Origin of the sequence: Streptomyces montanus (assembly GCF_005786655.1) — a bacterium.
Lineage (GTDB): Bacteria > Actinomycetota > Actinomycetes > Streptomycetales > Streptomycetaceae > Streptomyces > Streptomyces sporangiiformans.
The window spans coordinates 1-21,578 of record NZ_VBZC01000026.1 but is presented as its reverse complement, the minus strand read 5'-3'; the positions used below and the strand labels follow the sequence as shown (position 1 = coordinate 21,578).

The window sequence follows — 21,578 nt, the reverse complement described above, 5'->3', positions numbered from 1 at the left end:
ACTGCCGGGCGCGCAGTAGCTCAGGGGCAATGGCCCGCCCGGCAGCAGCCGGAGATCACTGCTCACGCAGCGGTACCGACACGTACGACGGGTCGGCCGTGGGTGAGGAGAAGGTCAGCTGCGCGCCGGTCGGGTTGTGCTCGATGTAGAGCGGGTCGACCGTGTCGACGACCAGAGCGAGACGATGCCCTGCCGGGACGTCGTAGGCCGTGGAGAACAGCTCCAGGTCGACGCCGAACGGCTTGCCGGGCGTCTGCCCGTGGAAGGTGTACGGCGCGTTGCTGACCAGCTTGCCGAGGCCGAGCGGGCCCACGTCGTACAGGTACGCGACGAGGGTGCCGCTCGTCTCGGTGCTGGTGACCGTGGTGTGCAACTTCGTCGTTCCACGCACCTGTTGGGCGCTCGCGTACTTCTCGGACTGCCAGACGGCGGCCCAGCGGCGGGGCAGGAGCGGGATCGACGCCATCGGGGGCAGCTGGGCCACCTGGTCGAGGATGCTGGACAGGAAGATGATCCCGCCGTTCGCGCCGGAATCGACGTTCGTGTGGAGCGTGGTGGTGCCGGCGAGGGCGATCTTCTTCCGGGTCGCGGCGACCGACTTCCAGTCCGGGTAGCCCTCGAAGTCGCCCGTGGAGCGGGGTTTGAGCTGGACCGGCTGTTCGCGGTCGATGCCGTTGTCCTCGCCCTTGAGGTAGTGGTCGAACCAGCGGGTGGTGTCGGTCCATACGTCGTTGGGCAGCCCGAACAGTCCGGTGGCCTCGGTGGTGGCGTGGTCGCCGGGGCGCAGCTCCAGCCTCTTGGGGCCGGTCAGCCGCTCGTAGAAATCGGCGTACTGGTTGGGCGGGAAGATGGTGTCGCCCCAGGCGTTGGCCAGCATGATCGCCGGGCCGTTCGCGTTGATCTGGTCCACGTAGGTCTCCGCGGACCGTTTCTTCCCCCAGTCGATGATCTCCTGCTCCTTGGACAGGTCGGAGGCGAAGAAGTCCTTGAAGATCTGCTTGAGTTCGGGGCTCTGGCGGCCGGTGAGGGTGCCGGCGCCGTCCAGCAGGGCGGCCGCCTGTGAGTGCTGGGTGCGGCCCGAGTAGATCGAGTCGATCAGGTCGGCCCAGCCGCTCAGCGCCGCGACCGCCTTGATGCGCTTGTCGTGCGCGGCCGCGAGCAGGCCGATGCCGGCGCCGTAGGAGAGGCCCGCCATGCCGACCTTCCGCGCGTCGGCCGGGGTGTTGGCGAGGGCCCAGTCGATCACCTTGGAGGCGTCCGCCACGTCGGGCGGGCCCGCCACCTCGATGTACCCGCCGGACTGCCAGAAGCCGCGGACGTTGTAACTGACCACGACATAGCCGGAGTCGGCGAGCTTCTGGGCCTGGGCGAGGTACTCGACCTGTGGCAGACCCCAGCTCGTCGGCAGCACGATCAGCGGGTAGCGGCGCGTGCCGTCGGCGTTCGCGGGGGTGACGACGTTGGCCTTGAGGTTGGTGCCGCCGTCGCCGGTGATGTCGACGAAACGGACACCCGCCGTGCCGGCCGCGACGGGCGCCGCGGCCGCGGCGGGGGCGAGGCCGAGGGTCGTGCCGGCGATCAGGCTCGCCGAGACGGCACCCACGGCGGTGGTGCGCAGGGCTTTGCGAGGGTTTCCCACGGGTCACTCCTCACTCGTGTAAGTACAAAGTGACCCGACGGTAACCGCATGCCCTTACCGGAGGTAACCCGTCGGTAAGTTACGTGGGAGTAACGATCGTTGAAATGTGGAGAAGCTTAGGAGGTGCTGTGGGACTTGCCAGGAGCCGCGGAAGGCAGAGGGGTCTGCGCCGCGCGGGTCACGTCCGCGACCAGCTCGACCACGTCCGGGCCGTACGCCTGGGAGTTGACGACCTTCAAGAGCAGTACGAAGGTTTTGTCGCCGTGCTTGCGGGCGAGTCGTTCGTAGTTGCGGGCGAGGTAGCGAGACGCGGCCTGGGTGGTGATCGCCCGCTGGCCGCAGAAGAGGAAGACCGGACGGGTCTTGTGCCCCTGGTCCGCGGTGAGACGGGCGAGGAGCACGTACTCGCTGCGGCCCGGCTCCAGCCGGTACTGCTCCTTGCCGATCAGGAAGGCGCCCCGGTCCGGGCCGGGTTCGGGGTCGGCGTTCACTTGTATACCGGGCAGCAGGGATGCCAGATGGGCCGCCATGCGGCGGTTCGGGGCCGGGTGGCCGACACAGAACTCCGTGCGCTCCCCGAACCCCTGCTGGGTCGCGTCGTGCGCGACGATCTGCGCATGCGCGCCGCAGTCCTTGATGAGTGCGGAGAGTTCGAGCAGCGCGGACACGTCGTGACGCGTCACCGTCAGATCCGGGCCACCACCCGCCTCGCGGTTGACCACGAGGAGCGACTCGGAATTGTCGGGCAGCCCGAAGAAGGCCTGCTTGCGGTCGAGCTTCCGCCTCCACAGATAGCTCCGGGCCATCCAGCCCAGCGAGATGCCGATGCCCGCCACGATCACAGCCAGGACGATGTTGCGCACGACGTCATTCATGGGCGCGCATGCTAGCGGGCGGGCGCGCCGGTGTTCGAGTGGACCTGACGAGGCCATGGCGAGACGGTTACGCTGCGCGGACGGTCCTTCACTGGAGGTGCGGATGCGTCGCTCGGTTGCGCGGAATCTGGCTGTCTGGGCGGTTTCGGCCGCGGTGATGTCGGTCGGTGCCGCGGCACCGCCGTCGTCCGGACCGGCGCCGGAACGGGTGGAGAAGGCGCCGGTCGCCGTCGGGTACGGCGGGGCCGTGGCGAGCGTCGACGCGGACGCCTCCGCCGCCGGTGTCGAGGTCCTCCGCAACGGCGGCAACGCGGTGGACGCGGCCGTCGCCACCGCGGCTGCGCTCGGCGTCACCGAGCCGTACTCGTCGGGCATCGGCGGAGGCGGATACTTCGTCTACTACGACGCCAAGTCCCGTACGGTGCGCACCATCGACGGCCGTGAGACGGCGCCGCTGACCGCCGACTCGGGGCTCTTCCTGGAGAACGGGAAGCCGATCCCGTTCGCCGACGCGGTGACCAGCGGACTGGGCGTGGGCACGCCCGGCACGCCCGCCACCTGGCAGACGGCGCTCGACGCCTGGGGCAGCAGGCGACTCGGGTCCCTGCTGAAGCCCGCGGAGCGGCTCGCGCGCGACGGCTTCACCGTCGACGCCACCTTCCGCTCGCAAACGGAGTCCAACCAGGCGCGCTTCAAGGACTTCCCCGACACGGCCGAGCTGTTCCTGCCCGGGGGCGACCTGCCGGTGGTCGGCTCCACCTTCAAGAACCCGGATCTGGCGCGTACGTACGCGGAGCTCGGCCGCAAGGGCGTCGGGGCGCTGTACCACGGCAAGCTGGCGCGGGACATCGTCGACACGGTCAACGCCCCGCCCGTGGACCCGGCCGCGGGCCGCGACGCGCGCCCCGGGGAGCTGTCCCTGAAGGACCTGGCGGCGTACGAGACGAAGCGGCAGGCGCCGACGAAGACGTCGTACCGCGGTCTCGACGTCTACTCGATCGCGCCCTCGTCCTCCGGTGGCACGACGGTCGGGGAGGCGCTCAACATCCTCGAGAAGACCGACCTCTCGAAGGCCTCGGACGTCCAGTACCTGCACCGCTACATCGAGGCGAGCCGGATCGCGTTCGCGGACCGGGGACGCTGGGTGGGCGACCCCGCCTTCGAGGACGTACCGACGAAGGAACTGCTGTCGCAGAAGTACGCCGACTCGCGGGAGTGCCTGATCCGCGACGACGCGGTGCTGACGAGCCCGCTGGCGCCGGGGGACCCGCGCAGCCCGGCGGCCTGCTCCACCGGCGGCACGGCGGCGCCGACGACGTACGAGGGCGAGAACACCACGCATCTCACGGCCGCCGACAAGTGGGGCAACGTGGTCGCGTACACCCTCACCATCGAGCAGACCGGTGGCAGCGGCATCACCGTCCCGGACCGTGGATTCCTCCTCAACAACGAGCTGACGGACTTCTCCTTCACGCCCGCGAGCCCCGACGCGCACGACCCGAACCTGCCGGGGCCGGGCAAGCGGCCGCGCTCGTCGATCTCACCGACGATCGTCCTGGACCAGCACCAAAAGCCGGTGGTGGCGCTCGGCTCGCCGGGCGGCGCGACCATCGTCACGACCGTGCTGCAGACCCTGACCGGTTTCCTCGACCGAGGCCTCCCGCTCGTCGACGCGATCGCCGCGCCCCGCGCCAGCCAGCGCAACCAGACGACCACGGAACTCGAACCGGGCCTGTGGAACAGCCCGCTCCGGACTCAGCTCGAGTCGATCGGCCATGGCTTCCGCCAGAACCCGGAGATCGGCGCGGCGACGGGCGTCCAGCGGCTGCCGAACGGGAAGTGGCTGGCGGCGGCGGAGACGGTGCGACGAGGGGGCGGCTCGGCGATGGTGGTGAAGCCGGCGCCGTAGGAGGCGTAGGGGGCGTGCGTACGCGTCGTAGGGGTCGTACGACAGCTCGTACGACCCCTACGACGGCGGCAGGCTCAGCCGGCCTCCGCCGAGTCGGATGCTGTGCCGCCGGGCGGTGTGCCGGGCGTCGAGTCGGTCCGGAAGGCCGGCTGTCCGTCCTCGATGTCCACCACCACCTGGCTGCCCGCCCTGAGACGGCCGTCGAGCAGCAGGCGGGAGAGCCGGTTGTCGATCTCCCGCTGAATCGTGCGGCGCAGCGGCCGGGCACCGTACTCGGGCTCATGACCGCGCCGGGCGAGCCAGTCCACGGCACTATCGGTGAACGTGACCGTGATGCCCTGGGCGTGCAGACGATGTCGCGTCTTCTCCAGCAGCATGTCGGTGATGCGACGCAGTTGCTCGGAGGTGAGCTGCCGGAAGACGACGATCTCCTCGATGCGGTTGAGGAACTCCGGCCGGAAGTGCTGGCGCAGCGGTCGCAGGACCCGTTCGCGGCGGGCCTGCTCGTCGGCCTCGGCGTCGCCCGCGGCGAACCCCAGGCCGGCGCCGCCGCGGCTGATCGCCTCGGAGCCGAGATTGCTGGTCATCACGATCACGGTGTTGGTGAAGTCCACGGTGCGCCCTTGCGAATCGGTGAGCCGGCCGTCGTCGAGGACCTGCAGCAGGATGTTGAAGACGTCGGGGTGCGCCTTCTCGACCTCGTCCAGCAGGAGCAGCGAGTAAGGGTGGCGGCGCACGGTCTCGGTCAGCTGACCGGCCTCCTCGTGGCCGACGTAGCCGGGCGGGGCACCGACGAGCCGGCTCACGGTGTGACGCTCCTGGTACTCGCTCATGTCCAGACGCACCATCCGCTCCTCGGTGCCGAACAGCGCCTCCGCGAGCGCGCGGGCCAGCTCCGTCTTGCCGACGCCCGTCGGGCCCAGGAACAGGAAGCTGCCGATGGGCCGGTCGGGGCTGGCGAGTCCGGCGCGGGAACGCAGCACCGCGTCGGCGACCACGCCGACCGCCTCGTCCTGTCCGACCACGCGCTGGTGCAGATGCCCCTCGAGGCCGAGCAGGCGGTCCTTCTCCTCCTCGGTGAGGCTGCTGACCGGGATGCCGGTCTGCCGGGAGACCACTTCGGCGACGGCCTCGGCGGTGACCTCCAGGTGCTGTCCCTCGTCGGCCTCCTCGTCGCTGCCCGCGCCGATCTTCGTCTTGAGTTCGTTGATACGGTCGCGCAACTGCGTGGCCTGCTCGTACTGTTCGCTCGCCACCGCCTGGTCCTTGTCCCGCGTAAGTTGCTCGACCTCGCGTTCCAGGGCCCGTACGTCGGTGCCCTTCGTGCCCGCGCGCAGCCGCACGCGGGCACCGGCCTGGTCCATCAGGTCGATGGCCTTGTCCGGCAGATGGCGGTCCGTGAGATAGCGGTCGGACAGCTGCACGGCGGCCAGGAGCGCCTCGTCGGTGTAGCGGACCTGGTGGTGGGCCTCGTAGCGGTCGCGCAGGCCGCGCAGGATCTCCAGCGCGTCCGAGGTGGAGGGCTCCGGGACCAGGATCGGCTGGAAGCGGCGGGCGAGCGCCGCGTCCTTCTCGATGCGGCGGAACTCCTCCAGCGTCGTGGCGCCCACGGCGTGCAGCTCACCGCGGGCCAGGGCCGGTTTGAGGATGTTGCCCGCGTCCATGGATCCGCCTTCGCCGCCGCCTCCGGCGCCGACCACGGTGTGCAGCTCGTCGATGAAGATGATCAACTCGTCCGAGTGGGTGCGGATCTCGTCGACGATGTTGGTCAGCCGTTCCTCGAAGTCACCGCGGTAGCGCGTCCCGGCGACCACGCCGGACAGGTCCAGCGCGACGACCCGGCGACGGGCGAGGACATCGGGCACGTCGCCGTCGGCGATGCGCTGGGCGAGGCCCTCCACGATGGCCGTCTTGCCCACCCCCGCGTCGCCGATCAGGACCGGGTTGTTCTTGCCTCGCCGGGACAGCACCTCGACGGTCTGCTCGATCTCCTCGTCCCGGCCGATGACCGGGTCGATACGGTCCTGGCGGGCGAGGTCGGTCAGATCCCGGCCGTACTTGTCCAGGGTCGGGGTGGCCGTGCCGTGTGACCGCTCGGGGCGCGCCGGGGCGGCCGTCGACGACGGGTCCGGGGCCTCGGGCGGGAGGGAGGAGGGGGTGAAGCGGGCGGCGTTGAGGATGTGCCCGGCGGCGGAATCGGGGTTCGCGACGAGGGCGCTGAGGACGTGCTCGGGGCCGATGTAGCCGAGGCCTTCGGCTCGGGCCAGGGCGTGGGCGTCCAGCAGGGCGCGCTTCACCGCGGGGGTCACGGCGAGAGGCGTTGGCGGCCGTTCGTCGGACCTCTCGGCGGACTTGCTGCCGGATGTGTCGTCGGCCCTCGTGTCGGCCCTTGCGTCGGCCCTGGTGTCGGACCTTTTGCCGGCGGGGCCCACTCGCTCGTCGATCTCGGTGGCCAGCGCGTCGGGATCCGCGCCGGCGCGGGCCAGCAGGCTCCGGGTGGGTTCGACGGCGAGCGCGGCGCGCAGCAGGTGCTGGGTGTCGAGGTCGCTGCTGCCGTGCTCGGTGGCATACGAGGCGGCGGTGGCGACCAGCTGACGGGCGGGCTGGCTCATCAGCCGCCCGATGTCGATGTGCCGGGGCCCGGGTCGAGGCCCGCCCCCGAAGAAACGTGCGAAGAACTCTTCGTAGGGGTCCGAGCCGTAGCCCTGCGGACCCGTGAACCCGCTGGTCATGGCCATCCGTTCCGGCGTCCCGGGACCGGGCCGAGCGGGCCGATCGGGTCGGTCGGCCCAGCCCCGTCCGGGACGCGCTCACTCATCGTCGTGCCGGTCCGCACGCGAGTGCCCGAAGAGGGCCCGGTTACACCTGCGGCCCGTGGTCACATGGGCGCAGCAGGTCGCCCTGGGGCAGCCCCCTCCGGGTCCCCGGGAGCGGGGTGACGTGAGTCTGCCGCCAGGCGGTGGACCGACGCCGCGGGCCAGGTGTACTCGATCTCGTCGAGTGTGAAGCCCGCCGCCAGTCGCAGCGGCCGCTCATCGGTGCGCAGGCCGCCCTGTCGTTCGTAGAAGGCGATCGCGCGGTCGTTGCCGCGCAGTACCTCCAGGGAGACGTCCCGGCCCGGGTGCTCGGCCGCCGCCCAGGCGAAGCCGCGGCACAGCAGGCGGTAGCCGACACCGGCACCGACGTGGTCCGGACGGGCGTGCAGATTGTCCACGTGCACGCGCCCGTCCCCCGCGAGGTCGAGATGGATGAACCCGCGTAGCTCGTCGCCCTCCTCGGCGAGGAGCAGGCAGCCGTCGGTGGACAGTGCGGCCGTGCGGGCGCGCCACTTGGTGACGTGCTCCGCTGCCAGTGGCCCCTGCAGATAGTCGGCGGGCATGAGCGTGGCGTAGGCGCTGCGCCAGCTGGCCGTGTGCAGGGCCGCGATCCTCGCCGCGTCAGCGGGCGTGCCGTTCCTGATGAGCATGGCGCAGGCTATCCGCTCGCTCGGCCTCAGCGCGCCGTCAGGATGCGCGGCCCCGCTTCCGTGATCGCCACCGTGTGTTCCGCGTGGGCGGCGCGGCTGCCGTCGTTCGTACGGAGGGTCCACCCGTCGGGGGCGGCGTGGTAGCCGTCGGTGCCGCCGCCGATGAGCATGGGCTCGATGGCCAGGACCATGCCGTGGCGCAGCGGCAGCCCGCGGCCGGGGCGGCCCTCGTTCGGTACGGGCGGGTCCTCGTGCATACGGCGCCCCACACCGTGGCCGCCGAAGCCGTCCGGGATGCCGTAGCCCGCCGACCGGCACACCGAGCCGATCGCGTGCGCGATGTCTCCGATGCGGTTGCCCACGACGGCCGCCTCGATGCCCGCCGCCAGCGCGCGCTCGGCGGTCTCCACGAGGCGTACGTCGGCGGCGCGCGGCTTGCCCACGACGAAGCTGATCGCCGAGTCGCCGACCCAGCCGCCCAGCTCGGCGCCGAAGTCCATGGAGACGAGGTCTCCGTCGCGCAGGCGGTATCCGTTCGGGATGCCGTGCACGATCGCGTCGTTCACGGAGGCACAGATGACCGCGGGGAAGGGGGTGGGGGCGAAGGAAGGACGGTAGCCGAGGAACGGGGAGCCGGCTCCCGCGCGCCGCAGAACGTCATGGGCGATCTCGTCCAGTTCCAGGAGCGAGACACCGACGTCCGCGGCTTCCCGTACCGCCGTGAGGGCGCGGCCCACGATCTGGCCCGCTTCGTACATCGCGTCGATAGACGTGTCCGTCTTCAGTTCCACCATGCCAATTACTATACCGGTCGACGCCTATTAATATAACGCTTGCCGGTATTAGAGTAGGGGTCATGGTGCGCACCCCCCTGACCCCCGAAGAGCGTGAACGCGGCGAGCGGCTCGGACAGTTGCTGCGCGAGGCGCGCGGCCGCCGCAGCATGGCGGAGATCGCAGCGAGCGCCGGCATCTCCGCCGAGACCCTCCGCAAGATCGAGACCGGGCGCGCTCCCACCCCCGCCTTCTTCACGGTGGCGGCGCTGGCGCGCGTGCTGGAGCTCTCGATGGACGAGATCGCCGGGCGGTGCGCTCTGGTCGCGGTGTAGCCGCGGCCGGCGACCTGGGTGGGGCCCGGGTGTGGCTTGGGTGCGGCTGGGTTGCGCACTTCCCGTTCCGGTGGGAGTGGAGCGCTCTGCGGCCGGTCCGAAAACTTGCCGTAGCGCCTCTGTAACACGAATGGTGTTTTCTACCCCGAACGGAGTGCTCCGGTCCGGCGTGGGGTGAACTTGATGGCGGTGGAACAACTCCCGGGCCAGGTGAGGGAGTTCGCTCAGTATCTCAACGGCCTGCTGACGCGGCTCGATCAGGGCGGCGGGTGGTGCGGGGTGTTCTGGCAGCGCGATCCCGACGGGATGCGGGCCTGTCTGGACGGGGTGGAGATACCGCCTTGGGACGTCGTGGAGGCGCTCCTTCAGGACGTCGCCGCGCGGTACGGCGACAGGGCCGCCGCGCAGGAGGCCGAGCGGGCGCGGGCGCTGCACGCTGCCTCGCTCGCCGCCTACGATGCCCGGCCCGGCGGCCGGGACGCCCTCGACGACCGCCTCGACGTCATGCTCCGCGAGCAGCGGTACGCGGCCGAACGGCTGGAGGAACTGGGCCGGTTGCTCCGTAACGCCCGCTCGGCAGAGGAGGCCGAACCGCTGCGCCTCGACCTTGCCTGGGCCCGCGACGACCATGAGCGCGCCACCGCCCGCTGCGCCGAACTCCGTGCCCGGATGGCTCAGGTGGACCGGCGGGCAGCGAGTGAGTACGGGTGGAAGCAGACCACTCCGGACTTTCCCCAGCGAACCGCCCCGGACGGCCTGGCCCCCGCCGCGGGCGCTCGCCCCGAGGCGCACCCCGCCTCTCCGGCCCCTGACCCCGCCCCCAAGCCGGCCAAAGCCACCAAAGATGCCAAAGTCGGCAAGCAGCGTTCCAAGCGCCGCCCCCGAGGGGGCGCGCGCTTCGCCGGGATCGTGGAGGAGGATGTCGACCTCGGCGCCGTACCGGCCATGCCCGCACCCGCGCTCCCGGTCACGGACGCGGGCCCGCGAGGTGCCCGTTTCGCCGGGGTTGCCGAGGAGGTGCAGCAGCGGCCGACGGTACGCCGCGCCTCGTCGGCCGACGAGGCGCGGCGAGCCACCGTCGAGACGGTCGAGAGACTGGTTCGGTTGCGTCAGGAGGGGCGCAGCGGGGAGGCGCACGCGATCCTGGCCGAGGCCGCGTACTGGCCCGCCGACCGCTTTCCGGTCCTCGCCTCCGAGTTGCAGCGCGCGGGTCTCGGTGCGGACTGGGCCACCCTCCTGTGGGAGGCCTTGTCGCTGCCGGTGGGCCGGTTGGTCGCGGCCGCCGACGCGCTGGTTGCGGCGGGGCGTACGGCGGATGGGCAGCAGATGCTGAGGCAGGGCGTCGTACGCCCCGCCTCGGAGATCGGTGAGGCCCTGCTGGAGCTGGTCGAGGAGGGACGTGGCCGGGAGGTCCGTGCCGTGCTCGACGCGTACGTGCGTGTCCGTACGCCGGAGGAGGCCGCCCGCAGCGCGGACGCCGCCCCACAGCGCCTCACTCCGCTCCTCCTGGAGGCGGCCCACGGCATCTCGGACGACTGCCACCGCAACCTGGTACACGCCCTCCGCGTCGCGGGCTACACGACGTGACGGGGGTCGGGGCGCCCCTTCAGGGGCGCGGGGAACTGCGCGACCAGCCACAACCAACCCGCGGCCGAAGTACGAAACCCGCCCCCACCCACCCGCACCGCGTACCCCAACACCCATAGCCCACAGGAGTGCGAAACATGATCGACTCCGCTCGTTGACGGCGATGGTCTTGCCCAGGTCGGCGGGGAGGCTTACTTTCGGGGCTCTACGTCCTGTGTCTACGGGCGTAGAGGCTCTCTGACGCCCGTCAAAGGAGCAGCTCATGGCCAACGTCGTACGTGCCGCCCTGGTCCAGGCCACCTGGACCGGCGACACCGCATCCATGGTCGCCAAGCACGAGGAGCACGCCCGCGAGGCGGCCCGCCAGGGCGCGAAGGTCATCGGTTTCCAGGAAGTCTTCAACGCCCCCTACTTCTGCCAGGTCCAGGAGCCGGAGCACTACCGCTGGGCCGAGCCCGTGCCCGACGGCCCGACCGTCACTCGTATGCAAGAGCTCGCGCGCGAGACCGGCATGGTCATCGTCGTCCCGGTCTTCGAGGTCGAGCAGTCCGGTTTCTACTTCAACACCGCCGCGGTGATCGACGCCGATGGCACGTACCTGGGCAAGTACCGCAAGCACCACATCCCCCAGGTCAAGGGCTTCTGGGAGAAGTACTACTTCAAACCGGGAAACCTGGGCTGGCCCGTGTTCGACACGGCCGTCGGCAAGGTCGGCGTCTACATCTGTTACGACCGCCACTTCCCGGAGGGCTGGCGGCAGTTGGGGCTCAACGGCGCTCAGCTCGTCTACAACCCGTCCGCCACCTCGCGCGGCCTGTCCGCCTACCTCTGGCAGCTGGAGCAGCCGGCCGCGGCCGTCGCCAACGAGTACTTCATCGCCGCGATCAACCGCGTCGGCCAGGAGGAGTACGGCGACAACGACTTCTACGGGACGAGTTACTTCGTCGATCCCCGCGGGCAGTTCGTCGGCGAGACCGCGAGCGACAAGTCCGAGGAGCTCATCGTCCGCGATCTCGACTTCGACCTCATCGAAGAGGTACGGCAGCAATGGGCGTTCTACCGGGACCGTAGGCCCGACGCGTACGAAGGGCTGGTGCAGCCGTGAGTGACCTGTACGGACGCCACCGGGCCGTCCTGCCCGACTGGCTCGCCCTCTACTACGCCGACCCTCTCGAGATCACCCACGGCGAGGGCCGCCATGTCTGGGATGCCGCGGGGAAGAAGTACCTCGACTTCTTCGGCGGAATCCTGACGACCATGACCGCGCACGCCCTGCCCGAGGTGACGAAGGCCGTCAGCGAGCAGGCCGGGCGGATCATCCACTCGTCCACGCTCTACCTCAACCGGCCGATGGTCGAGCTCGCCGAGCGGATCGCCCAGCTGTCCGGCATCCCGGACGCCCGCGTGTTCTTCACGACCTCCGGAACCGAGGCCAATGACACCGCCCTCCTGCTGGCGACCGCGTACCGGCGGAGCAATCAGATCCTGGCGATGCGCAACAGCTACCACGGACGCTCGTTCAGCGCGGTCGGCATCACCGGCAACAAGGGCTGGTCGCCGACCAGTCTCTCGCCGCTCCAGACCGTGTACGTCCACGGCGGCGTCCGCACCCGCGGTCCGTACACGCAGTTGAGCGACGACGAGTTCATCGCGGCCTGTGTCGCCGATCTGGAGGACCTGCTCGGCCATGTCCGCGTGCCGGCGGCCCTGATCGCCGAACCCATCCAGGGCGTCGGCGGCTTCACCGCACCGCCGGACGGCCTGTACGCGGCCTTCCGCGACGTACTGCGACCGCGCGGCATCCTGTGGATCGCCGACGAGGTGCAGACCGGCTGGGGCAGGACCGGCGACCACTTCTGGGGCTGGCAGGCACACGGCCAGAGCGGCCCGCCCGACATGCTGACCTTCGCCAAGGGCATCGGCAACGGCATGTCGATCGGTGGTGTCGTCGCCCGCGCCGAGATCATGAACTGCCTTGACGCCAACTCCATTTCGACGTTCGGCGGCTCACCGGTCACGATGGCGGCCGGCAACGCCAACCTCACCTACCTCCTCGAACACGACCTCCAGGGCAACGCCCGCCGCGTCGGCGGGCTGCTCATCGAGCGGCTGCGGGCGATCGCCGCGCAGCTTCCGGGCGTACGAGAGGTCCGTGGCCGGGGGCTCATGATCGGCATCGAACTGGTGAAGCCCGGCACCGACGAGGCCGACCCGGACGCGGCCGCCGCCGTGCTCGAAGCGGCCCGTGAGGAAGGCCTGCTGATCGGCAAGGGCGGCGGTCACAACACCAGCGTGCTGCGCATCGCCCCACCGCTGTCGCTCACCGTCGCGGAGGCCGAAGAGGGCGCCACGATCCTCGACCGCGCGCTGAGGCTCATCCCGTAGCAGCAACAGAGCAAGGGCGAGTGAGCCGAAGGGGCGCGCCGGTGTCGAGAGGGGGAACGCGCGGAGGCCCGACGAAGGAGGGTCGAGCACGATCCCCCTCTCGACACCGGCTATGGCGCCCCGGAGGCGAACCGAGCCTTCAAGAAGGAGGTGCCATGCCCACCGCTCCGGAACCCGCCCTGTCGGTCCGCCAGGTCCTCGGCCTGGAGCGGGTGCTCGCCGGGGAGCCCGAGGTGGTGGCCGGCGCGAGCCATCTCGACCGGCCCGTGCGCTGGGTGCACGTCGCCGAGGCCCCCGACGTCGGCGTGATGCTCAGCGGCGGCGAGATGGTCCTCACCACCGGTGTGCTGCTCGCGGGCGACGTGGAGGCGCAGGCCGAGTACATTCGCTCGCTGCATCGCGCCGAGGCCGCGGCTGTCGTGCTGGGGCTCGGGCGCGCCTTTCCCGCCCCGCCCGACGTGATGCGCCGGGCCGCCGAGCGGTGTGGGCTGCCCATGGTGGTGCTCCACCGCCCCTTCCCCTTCGCCGAACTGACCGAAGAGGTGCAGTCCCGGCTCGTACGGCGGAAGTACGCCGCCGTCAGTCTGTCGGAGGCCGTGCGGACCGCGCTGACCGGGCTCATCACCGCGGGCGCTCCGCTGCAGCGCCTGCTCGACGAGGTCGCCTCGCACAGTGCCTGTCCGGTCGTGGTCACCAACCTCGCGCACCGTGTCCTCGCCACGGCCGGGGAACGGTCCGCCGTGGACGATGTGCTGCGCGACTGGGAGCGCATCGCGCGGCAGGCGGGCGGCAGCGAGGGCGACGGCTGGGTCCGCGCCGAGCTGGGCGGGCGCGGGGAGCGCTGGGGCCGCATCGTGCTGTGCGGCTATCGGGGCGACTCCGCCACCGGGCGGCTGCTCGCCGACCGGGCCGCCGAGGCTCTGGTGCTGCATCGCATGCTCGGCGGCTCCGCGCACTCCTGGGAGGAACAGTCCGCGCAGAGTCTGCTGACCGACCTCGTTTCCGGTGTCGTACCGGCCCGGCAACTGCTGCCACGGGCGCGGGCGGCCGGCCTCCCCGTCAACCGTCGGACGTTCGTACCGCTGGCGGTGCGGGACGGCGACCCCGCCCACCTCGACCGTGTGCTGCGGATGCTGGGGTTGCCGGGACTCGTCGCCGAGCTGGCCGACGGGGCCACCGCCGTGCTGCTGAGCCTGGCCCGGGACCAGGACGCGGAGGCGCTCACGACGCACTTCGCCACCCGGCTGCGTACGGAATCCGGGGGCGGCAAAGGAGTCGTCGCCGCAGCCGATCCGCGCATCCTGTGGGACGACGTGCCTGCCGGGCTGCGCGAGGCCCAGCATGTGGCCGATGCCGTCGCCGAGACGCCCGCCGGTCTGGACGTTCCGGTGGTGGTGCGTCTGCGTGACGTCCATCTGCGGGGGCTGATCCGGCTGTTGCGGGACGATCCGCACGTCCAGTCGTTCGCGGAGCGGGAGCTGGACGGGCTGCTGTGCGGTGGCGGGGCGGCCGACCAGGACCTGCTGCCGGTGTTGCGGACCTATCTCGCGACCGGCCGCAACAAGTCGCGTACCGCCCAGCTCCATCACGTCTCCCGGCCCGCGTTGTACCGCCGGCTGGAGGCGATAGAAGCGCGGCTCGGGGTCGATCTCGACGACTTCGAGCAGGCCGCGTCCGTGCACATCGCGCTCCTCGCGCACGACGCGCAACAGGGGTGAAACATGGGACGACGTGCGAAAACGGTGGTGAAACATGGGCCGGAGCGAGGGTGACACCGTGGCACGCCACGTGCCCGCAGACGTGACACGGTGCAACTCAAAGCCGCCTTCCGGACTTCCTAAGCTCCTGGGGCGAGCGCCGGAAGTGCCGTCTGTCCCACGACGCCCGGCACGCTCCCCCAAGCTCTTCGAGCAGGGGGGACCCCCACTCGCCGCACCGGGCACAAGCCCAAGTACGTCCAGTACGAGGACTTGCGCCCGGCACGCCGAGAGCACGCACCGGACGCCGCAAGGCCCGCCCTCCGGGCGGACGACGGCACTTCCGGCGCTCGCCCCAGCACACCGAGCGACCGGAGGTCCCGATGAGCAGAGTGGTCCGTGCCGCCGTCTTTCAGACCGCCTGGACGGGCGACAAGGAGTCGATGATCCAGGTCCACGAGCAGGCGGCCCGCGACGCCGCCGCGCAGGGCGCCCAGGTCCTGTGTTTCCAGGAGCTGTTCTACGGGCCGTACTTCTGCCAGGTCCAGGACAAGGCGTTCTACGAGTACGCCGAGCAGATCCCCGAGGGGCCGATCGTGCGCCGCTTCCAGGCGCTCGCCAAGGAGCTGGGCATCGTCCTCGTCCTGCCGATGTACGAGGAGGAGCAGCCCGGCGTCCTCTACAACACGGCGGCGGTGATCGACGCCGACGGCTCGTATCTCGGCAAGTACCGCAAGACGCACATTCCGCAGGTCGAGGGGTTCTGGGAGAAGTTCTACTTCCGTCCCGGCAACTCCGGCTGGCCTGTCTTCGACACCGCCGTCGGCAAGATCGGCGTCTACATCTGCTACGACCGGCACTTCCCGGAGGGCTGGCGTGCGCTCGGTCTCGCCGGAGCCGAGATCGTGTTCAATCCGTCGGCGACCTCGCGCGGTCTGTCCGGCTATCTGTGGCAGTTGGAGCAGCCGGCCGCGGCCGTCGCCAACGAGTACTTCGTGGGCGCCATCAATCGCGTGGGCGTGGAGGAACTGGGTTCCAACGACTTCTACGGGACCTCGTACTTCGTGGACCCCGAAGCTCAGTTCGTCGGGGAGGTGGCGAGCGACAAGGAGACCGAACTCGTCGTCCGCGACCTCGACCTGGCCAAGCTGCGCGAGGTCCGCGACCGCTGGCAGTTCTACCGCGACAGGGCTCCGGGCGCGTACTCCCCGCTGACCGCACCGTAACAGAGGGCATTGGTTGTCGCGCCCCGAAAGGGGCGCGGGGAACTGCGCGACCAGCCACAAACGACCCGCACTTTCCGACCACAACCGAGCGGAGCGTCAACGCATGAGCAGCCGTACCGTCATCCGTGGTGGTCTCGTCATCACCGCTTCCGACGAGATCCACGCCGATGTCCTGATAGAGGACGGCCGGATCGCCGCCCTCGCCGCGAGCGGCACCGCCGCCGCCGAGGCCTGGACGGCCGAGCGAAGCATCGACGCCACCGGAAAGTACGTGATTCCGGGCGGAGTCGACGCCCATACGCACATGGAGCTGCCGTTCGGCGGCACGTTCGCCTCCGACTCCTTCGAGACGGGCACCCGGGCCGCCGCCTGGGGCGGCACCACGACGATCGTCGACTTCGCGGTGCAGAGCGTGGGCCATACGCTGCGCGAGGGCCTCGACGCCTGGAACGCCAAGGCCGACGGCAACTGCGCCATCGACTACGGCTTCCACATGATCGTCTCCGATGTGAACGAGGAGACGCTCAAGGAGATGGACCTGCTGGTCGAGGAGGGTGTGACCTCCTTCAAGCAGTTCATGGCCTACCCCGGTGTCTTCTACAGCGACGACGGCCAGATCCTGCGCGCCATGCAGCGCTCCGCCGAGAACGGCGGACTGATCATGATGCACGCCGAGAACGGCATCGCGATCGACGTGCTCGTCGAGCAGGCGCTGGCTCGCGGGGAGACGGATCCGCGGTACCACGGCGAGGTGCGCAAGGCGCTCCTCGAAGCCGAGGCGACCCACCGTGCCATCAAGCTCGCGCAGGTCGCGGGCGCCCCGCTGTATGTCGTGCACGTCTCGGCGCAGGAGGCCGTCGCCGAGCTGGCACGGGCGCGTGACGAGGGCCTGAACGTGTTCGGCGAGACGTGCCCGCAGTATCTGTTCCTGTCCACGGACAACCTCGCCGAGCCGGACTTCGAGGGCGCCAAGTACGTGTGCTCCACGCCGCTGCGGCCCAAGGAGCACCAGGCCGCGCTGTGGAGGGGCCTGCGCACCAACGACCTCCAGGTCGTGTCCACCGACCACTGCCCCTTCTGCTTCGTCGGCCAGAAGGAGCTCGGCCGGGGCGACTTCTCCAAGATTCCCAACGGTCTGCCGGGCGTCGAGAACCGTATGGACCTGCTCCACCAGGCCGTCGTCGACGGGCACATCTCACGGCGCCGCTGGATCGAGATCGCCTGTGCCACTCCGGCCCGGATGTTCGGCCTGTACCCGAAGAAGGGGACGATCGCGCCGGGCGCCGACGCCGACGTCGTCATCTACGACCCGCACGCCCAGCAGATCATGTCCGCTTCAGAGCACCACATGAACGTCGACTACTCGGCGTACGAGGGCAAGAGCGTCACCGGTCGCGTCGAGACGGTCCTGTCGCGCGGCGATTTCGTCATCACCGAGCGGGAGTTCACGGGACGCGCCGGGCACGGCGTCTACACCCCCCGCTCCACCTGTCAGTACCTGAACTAGGAGTGGCGCACATGGACTTCGGACTCGTCCTGCAGACCGACCCGCCTGCCTCGCGCGTCGTCAGCCTGATGAAGCGGGCCGAGCGCAACGGCTTCCGCTACGGCTGGACCTTCGACTCCGCGGTGCTGTGGCAGGAACCCTTCGTCATCTACAGCCAGATCCTGGCCAATACGCAGAAGCTGACCGTCGGCCCGATGGTCACCAACCCGGGCACCCGCACCTGGGAGGTCACCGCCTCCACGTTCGCCACGCTCAACGACATGTTCGGCAACCGCACGATCTGCGGTATCGGCCGCGGCGACTCCGCGATGCGGGTGGCCGGTCGCAAGCCCAACACGCTCGCCCGCATCAGCGAGGCCATGAAGGTCATCCGAGCCCTCGCCCGGGGCGACGAGGCCGACCTCGGCGGCGCCGTCATCAGGATCCCCTGGGTGAAGCCGGGTGCGGAGCTCCCCGTCTGGATGGCCGCGTACGGCCCCAAGGCGCTGAAGATGACCGGGGAGGAGGCCGACGGCTTCATCCTCCAGCTCGCCGATCTGTATCTGACCGAGTACATGGTCAAGGCGGTGCGCGACGCGGCGGTGGCGGCCGGGCGTGACCCGTCCGACGTCAAGGTCTGTGTGGCAGCGCCCGCATACATCACCGAGGACGACTCGCCCGAGGCGCTCGCCCACGCGCGCGAGCAGTGCCGCTGGTTCGGCGGGATGGTCGGCAACCATGTCGCCGATCTCGTCTCCAAGTACGGCGAACACTCTGCCGCCGTTCCCGACGAACTCACCGACTACATCAAGGCACGTGAAGGCTACGACTACGCGCACCACGGGCGCAGCGACAACCCCGACACCGCGTTCGTACCCGACGAGATCGTCGACCGGTTCTGCCTGATCGGCCCGGCCGAGAAGCACATCGAGAAGCTGAACGCCCTGCGTGAGCTGGGCGTCGACCAGTTCGCCGTGTACGACATGCACGACGCGCAGGAGACCGTGATCGACGTGTACGGCCAGCGGGTCATCCCCGCGGTCAACTCCTGACCCGCACTAACGCTCCTCCGCGACTTTCCTCCCCAACCTCCCGCCCCAAACCCCCACCCCAACCCCCCGCCCCTTGGTCACCCCTCCCCGCCGTCCCGGGGAGGGGCCACGCCCGCACGGCCTTCCCATCCCGCCTGATCGATTGGCCTGCCATGACCGAAACCGTCCCCACGGGGCCGCCGATAACCCAGACCGCCGACGCCGCCGGCCGGATCGAACTCGCCCCCGATGCCTTCCCCGCCGACAGTCCCTTCGCCAACGAGGACCTGCGTCCCGTTCCGGCCTCCGAGCGCAAGTGGACGACGTACAACTTCGCGGCCCTGTGGATCTCCATGGCCCACTGCATCCCCAGCTGGACCCTGGCCTCCGGCCTGGTCGCCCTCGGCATGGACTGGAAGCAGGCCGTCTTCACGATCGCCCTGGCCAACATCATCGTGCTGCTGCCGATGCTGGCCACCGGGCACGCCGGACCCAAGTACGGCATCCCGTTCCCGGTGCTCGCCCGTGCCTCGTTCGGTCTGCGCGGCGCCAACATCCCGGCGCTGATCCGCGCCGCCGTGGCCTGCGGCTGGTTCGGCATCCAGACCTGGATCGGCGGCAGCGGCATCTTCGCCCTGGGCTCCAAGCTCACCGGCGGTGAGTGGGAGAACGCGGGGAAGATCGCGGGCAACCCGTGGCCGCTGTGGCTCTGCTTCGTCCTCTTCTGGGCGGTGCAGATCGCCATCATCTACCGCGGCATGGACTTCCTGCGGCACTTCGAGAACTGGGCCGCGCCCTTCGTGATCGCCGGCGCGTTCGTGCTGCTGATCTGGATCGCCGTCAAGGCGAACGGCTTCGGCGAGCTGCTGTCGCAGCCCTCGAAGCTGGGCTGGGGCCCCGACTTCTGGCCGGTCTTCTTCCCGTCCCTGATGGGCATGATCGGCTTCTGGGCCACCCTGTCCCTCAACATCCCCGACTTCACCCGTTTCGGCGCCAGCCAGAAGGCCCAGACCTGGGGCCAGTCCCTGGGGCTGCCCACCACGATGACCCTCTTCGCGGTCCTCGCGGTGATGGTCACCTCCGGCTCCGAGGTGGTCTACGGCGAGGCGATCTGGGACCCGGTCACGCTGGCGGCCAAGACGGACAGCACCTTCGGTCTGCTCTTCGCGCTCATCACCGTGCTGGTCGCCACCATCTCCGTGAACATCGCGGCGAACGTGGTGTCCCCGGCGTACGACCTGGCCAACCTCGCTCCGAAGCTCATCAACTTCCGTACGGGCGCGCTGATCACGGGTGTCATCGGCATCCTGATCTTCCCGTGGAAGCTGATCTCCACGCCCGAGTTCTACATCTTCACCTGGCTCGGTGTGGTCGGCGGCCTGCTGGGCACGGTCGCGGGCATCCTGATCGCCGACTACTGGATCGTCCGGCGCACCGTCCTCCACGTGGCCGACCTGTACACGCCCGGAGGGCGCTACTGGTACTCGGGCGGCTGGAACTGGCGCGCGGTGGCGGCCTTCGTCGTCGGCGGTGTGCTCGCCGTCGGCGGCTCGTACTCGACGGTGAACGACAAGGGCGCCAAGCAGGGGCCGTTCCCGGTCGACGGACTGATCCCGTTCCTGAAGCCGCTCGCCGACTACGGCTGGGCGGTGGGCCTGGGTGCGTCGCTGCTGCTGTACGTGGTCCTGATGGGCGGAAGGGAACGCGAGCCCCAGCACGTCTGACGGTGGCGCGGGCCGCGCTGGAGAGACGTTTCAGCCTCCCAGGCTCACTGGGCGTCCTCCAGCGTGGCCAAGCCCTCGCGGGCGGCCTTGATGGCGCCCTTGTTGATCTCGTCCGTGCTGGGCGCCTTCTTCGTCTCGAAGTCGCTGCCGTTGTACGTGACGACCACCAGCGCGTTGGACGCGCGGATGATCACCATGCCTTCGCGCGCCTGCTGCTTGTCCTCGGTGGTGAGGTTCACGACGGAGTAGGCCGCGTCGCCGAGGTCGGGGACCACCCCGCCGCCGCTCGCCTTGGTGGTACGCGCCTTGTAGGCGGTCTCGGCATCCTGGTCGGATTTCTTGATCTCGTACGAGATGTCGAGCCAGCGGTAGTCGTACCCCTTGAGCGCGTTCCAGGAGCAGGTGCGGCGCACGGACTCGTCGGTCGACGGAATCTCCTTGCCTGCCGTCTTGGCGCCCGGCACCAGGGAAGACACCGTCTTCTTCGTGAGGGCCGAGCAGGGTGCCGGAGAACCGCGGTACGTCTTGGACGCCGCCGCCGTCGATGGTGCGGACGGGGAATCGGAGGGGGCCGGTTTGTGCTCCGCGGCCGGAGTCGCGGCGAACGGCCCGGCCGCCAGCGCCCAGCCCGCCGAGGCGAGTACGGCGACCGGCAGCAGTCGGGCGGTGAGAGCGAGCGGCAGAGGAAGAGAACGCACAGCGCACATTTCGTGGGGGATGGTGCGGAAGGGTCCGCACCGCGGACGGGACGCCAGTGTCACATGAGTAACTTGTGGGGCGGTAGTGCCAACTCGCTCCGTGGCCGCGTGGTGACGCTGTTCAGCCATAGGGACGGATACCCGGGATTCAGAGCGGCCGGGCCGACGGCGTCGGCGGCGTCCCGGCCCCAGTACGAGGCGTTGGTGATGCCCTCGGCGGCGGTGCTCGCGTCGTAGCGCTGCTGGTGCGTGGCCCAATGGCTGCCGATCGGGCCGTTTTTCAGACCTGTGCCTGGCGGGAGTTGGCGGTCGTGGTCACGAGGTCTCCTTGGCGGTGCGGGCGGGGGAGTGGGTGTGGTTGTGGGTGTGGCTGCGGGCGTGGTGAAGGAGGGGAAGCGCCGTCTCGATGCGGTCGACGGCGGCGAACGCGCCGTACGCGACGAGATGCACCAAGCAGTGGTCGGTATGCGCGGGTGTGCGCCAGGCGGCGACGTCCTCGTCCGTGATGCGGTACGGGGCGAGCGCGGCCAGCAGCGCCAGCCGTGCGCCGGGCCGCCGCTCGCGGTCGGGGAGCGCGAGCCACGCGAGGGACGGGTGCGAGCCGTCCCATGCCCGGAGTGTCTCCCTTACGAGGGCTTGGTCGTCCTCGTCGAGCAGGCCGGCGCCCGCGGTGGCGGCGGCCCGCAGCGCCGCATAGGCCGGGCCCACCGGCGTGCCGGCGGCCCACTGCGGGCCGGGGCCGCAGCC

16 protein-coding genes and 1 pseudogene are annotated in these 21,578 nt (G+C 70.3%); 10 read left to right on the top strand and 7 right to left on the bottom strand.

The features are described 5' to 3' along the window. Nucleotides 1-55 precede the first annotated feature (55 nt). Together FE633_RS23430 and FE633_RS23425 are read right to left on the bottom strand one after the other, a co-directional pair. Nucleotides 56-1,639, bottom strand: coding sequence for an alpha/beta fold hydrolase (locus tag FE633_RS23430; protein WP_138047132.1), 1,584 nt, complete (start codon nt 1,637-1,639; stop codon nt 56-58). A gap of 116 nt (nt 1,640-1,755) precedes the next feature. After that, nucleotides 1,756-2,514 carry a hypothetical protein gene (locus FE633_RS23425; RefSeq protein ID WP_171060093.1) on the bottom strand — a complete coding sequence of 253 codons (759 nt, stop codon included), beginning with the start codon at nt 2,512-2,514 and terminating at the stop codon, nt 1,756-1,758. 103 nt (nt 2,515-2,617) lie between these two features. Between FE633_RS23425 and ggt the strand changes: the two genes are divergently transcribed. Continuing rightward, on the top strand, nt 2,618-4,423 hold the full coding sequence (gene ggt, locus FE633_RS23420; protein ID WP_138047130.1) for a gamma-glutamyltransferase: 1,806 nt from the start codon (nt 2,618-2,620) through the stop codon (nt 4,421-4,423). Between the two features lie 74 nt (nt 4,424-4,497). Here the strand turns inward: ggt and FE633_RS23415 are convergent, their stop codons facing one another. The 3 genes from FE633_RS23415 to map all read right to left on the bottom strand — a co-directional run bounded on the left by FE633_RS23415 (nt 4,498) and on the right by map (nt 8,683). Beyond that, a complete protein-coding gene (locus FE633_RS23415; RefSeq protein ID WP_138047128.1) occupies nt 4,498-7,155 on the bottom strand; it encodes an ATP-dependent Clp protease ATP-binding subunit in 2,658 nt (885 codons plus the stop codon). A gap of 146 nt (nt 7,156-7,301) precedes the next feature. Next, on the bottom strand, nt 7,302-7,889 hold the full coding sequence (locus FE633_RS23410) for a GNAT family N-acetyltransferase (protein WP_138047126.1): 588 nt from the start codon (nt 7,887-7,889) through the stop codon (nt 7,302-7,304). Nucleotides 7,890-7,915: 26 nt separating this feature from the next. Then, nucleotides 7,916-8,683, bottom strand: coding sequence for a type I methionyl aminopeptidase (gene map, locus FE633_RS23405; RefSeq protein WP_138047124.1), 768 nt, complete (start codon nt 8,681-8,683; stop codon nt 7,916-7,918). Between the two features lie 62 nt (nt 8,684-8,745). On the opposite strand from map, the gene FE633_RS23400 reads away from it, so the two are divergent. From FE633_RS23400 to FE633_RS23350, 9 genes are all read left to right on the top strand, one after another. Then, nucleotides 8,746-8,997: a helix-turn-helix domain-containing protein gene (locus FE633_RS23400; protein WP_138047122.1), complete on the top strand. Its 252-nt coding sequence runs from the start codon at nt 8,746-8,748 to the stop codon at nt 8,995-8,997. 183 nt (nt 8,998-9,180) lie between these two features. Further along, nucleotides 9,181-10,584: a hypothetical protein gene (locus FE633_RS23395; RefSeq protein ID WP_138047120.1), complete on the top strand. Its 1,404-nt coding sequence runs from the start codon at nt 9,181-9,183 to the stop codon at nt 10,582-10,584. Between the two features lie 262 nt (nt 10,585-10,846). Beyond that, the gene (locus FE633_RS23390) at nt 10,847-11,689 is read left to right on the top strand and encodes a nitrilase-related carbon-nitrogen hydrolase (RefSeq protein WP_138047118.1); all 843 of its coding nucleotides are present in this window, start codon (nt 10,847-10,849) and stop codon (nt 11,687-11,689) included. Further along, nucleotides 11,686-12,969 (top strand): aspartate aminotransferase family protein, encoded by a 1,284-nt coding sequence (locus FE633_RS23385; RefSeq protein ID WP_138047117.1) that lies wholly within the window; start codon nt 11,686-11,688, stop codon nt 12,967-12,969. The genes FE633_RS23390 and FE633_RS23385 overlap by 4 nt, the downstream gene beginning before the upstream one ends. A gap of 155 nt (nt 12,970-13,124) precedes the next feature. Beyond that, nucleotides 13,125-14,687, top strand: a complete 1,563-nt coding sequence (locus FE633_RS23375; protein WP_138047115.1) for a PucR family transcriptional regulator — start codon at nt 13,125-13,127, stop codon at nt 14,685-14,687. Nucleotides 14,688-15,049: 362 nt separating this feature from the next. After that, complete coding sequence (locus FE633_RS23365; protein ID WP_138047114.1) at nt 15,050-15,892, top strand: nitrilase-related carbon-nitrogen hydrolase; 843 nt, start codon at nt 15,050-15,052, stop codon at nt 15,890-15,892. 103 nt (nt 15,893-15,995) lie between these two features. Then, on the top strand, nt 15,996-17,399 hold the full coding sequence (hydA, locus tag FE633_RS23360) for a dihydropyrimidinase (RefSeq protein WP_138047113.1): 1,404 nt from the start codon (nt 15,996-15,998) through the stop codon (nt 17,397-17,399). A gap of 11 nt (nt 17,400-17,410) precedes the next feature. After that, complete coding sequence (locus tag FE633_RS23355; RefSeq protein ID WP_138047111.1) at nt 17,411-18,430, top strand: TIGR03842 family LLM class F420-dependent oxidoreductase; 1,020 nt, start codon at nt 17,411-17,413, stop codon at nt 18,428-18,430. 152 nt (nt 18,431-18,582) lie between these two features. Continuing rightward, the gene (locus FE633_RS23350) at nt 18,583-20,133 is read left to right on the top strand and encodes an NCS1 family nucleobase:cation symporter-1 (protein ID WP_138047109.1); all 1,551 of its coding nucleotides are present in this window, start codon (nt 18,583-18,585) and stop codon (nt 20,131-20,133) included. Nucleotides 20,134-20,177: 44 nt separating this feature from the next. Here FE633_RS23350 and FE633_RS23345 read toward each other — a convergent pair whose 3' ends face one another. Both FE633_RS23345 and FE633_RS23340 read right to left on the bottom strand, forming a co-directional pair. Then, nucleotides 20,178-20,831 carry a hypothetical protein gene (locus FE633_RS23345; RefSeq protein ID WP_138047108.1) on the bottom strand — a complete coding sequence of 218 codons (654 nt, stop codon included), beginning with the start codon at nt 20,829-20,831 and terminating at the stop codon, nt 20,178-20,180. 315 nt (nt 20,832-21,146) lie between these two features. Then, nucleotides 21,147-21,578 (bottom strand): annotated as a pseudogene (locus FE633_RS23340) (hypothetical protein); the annotation flags it as partial.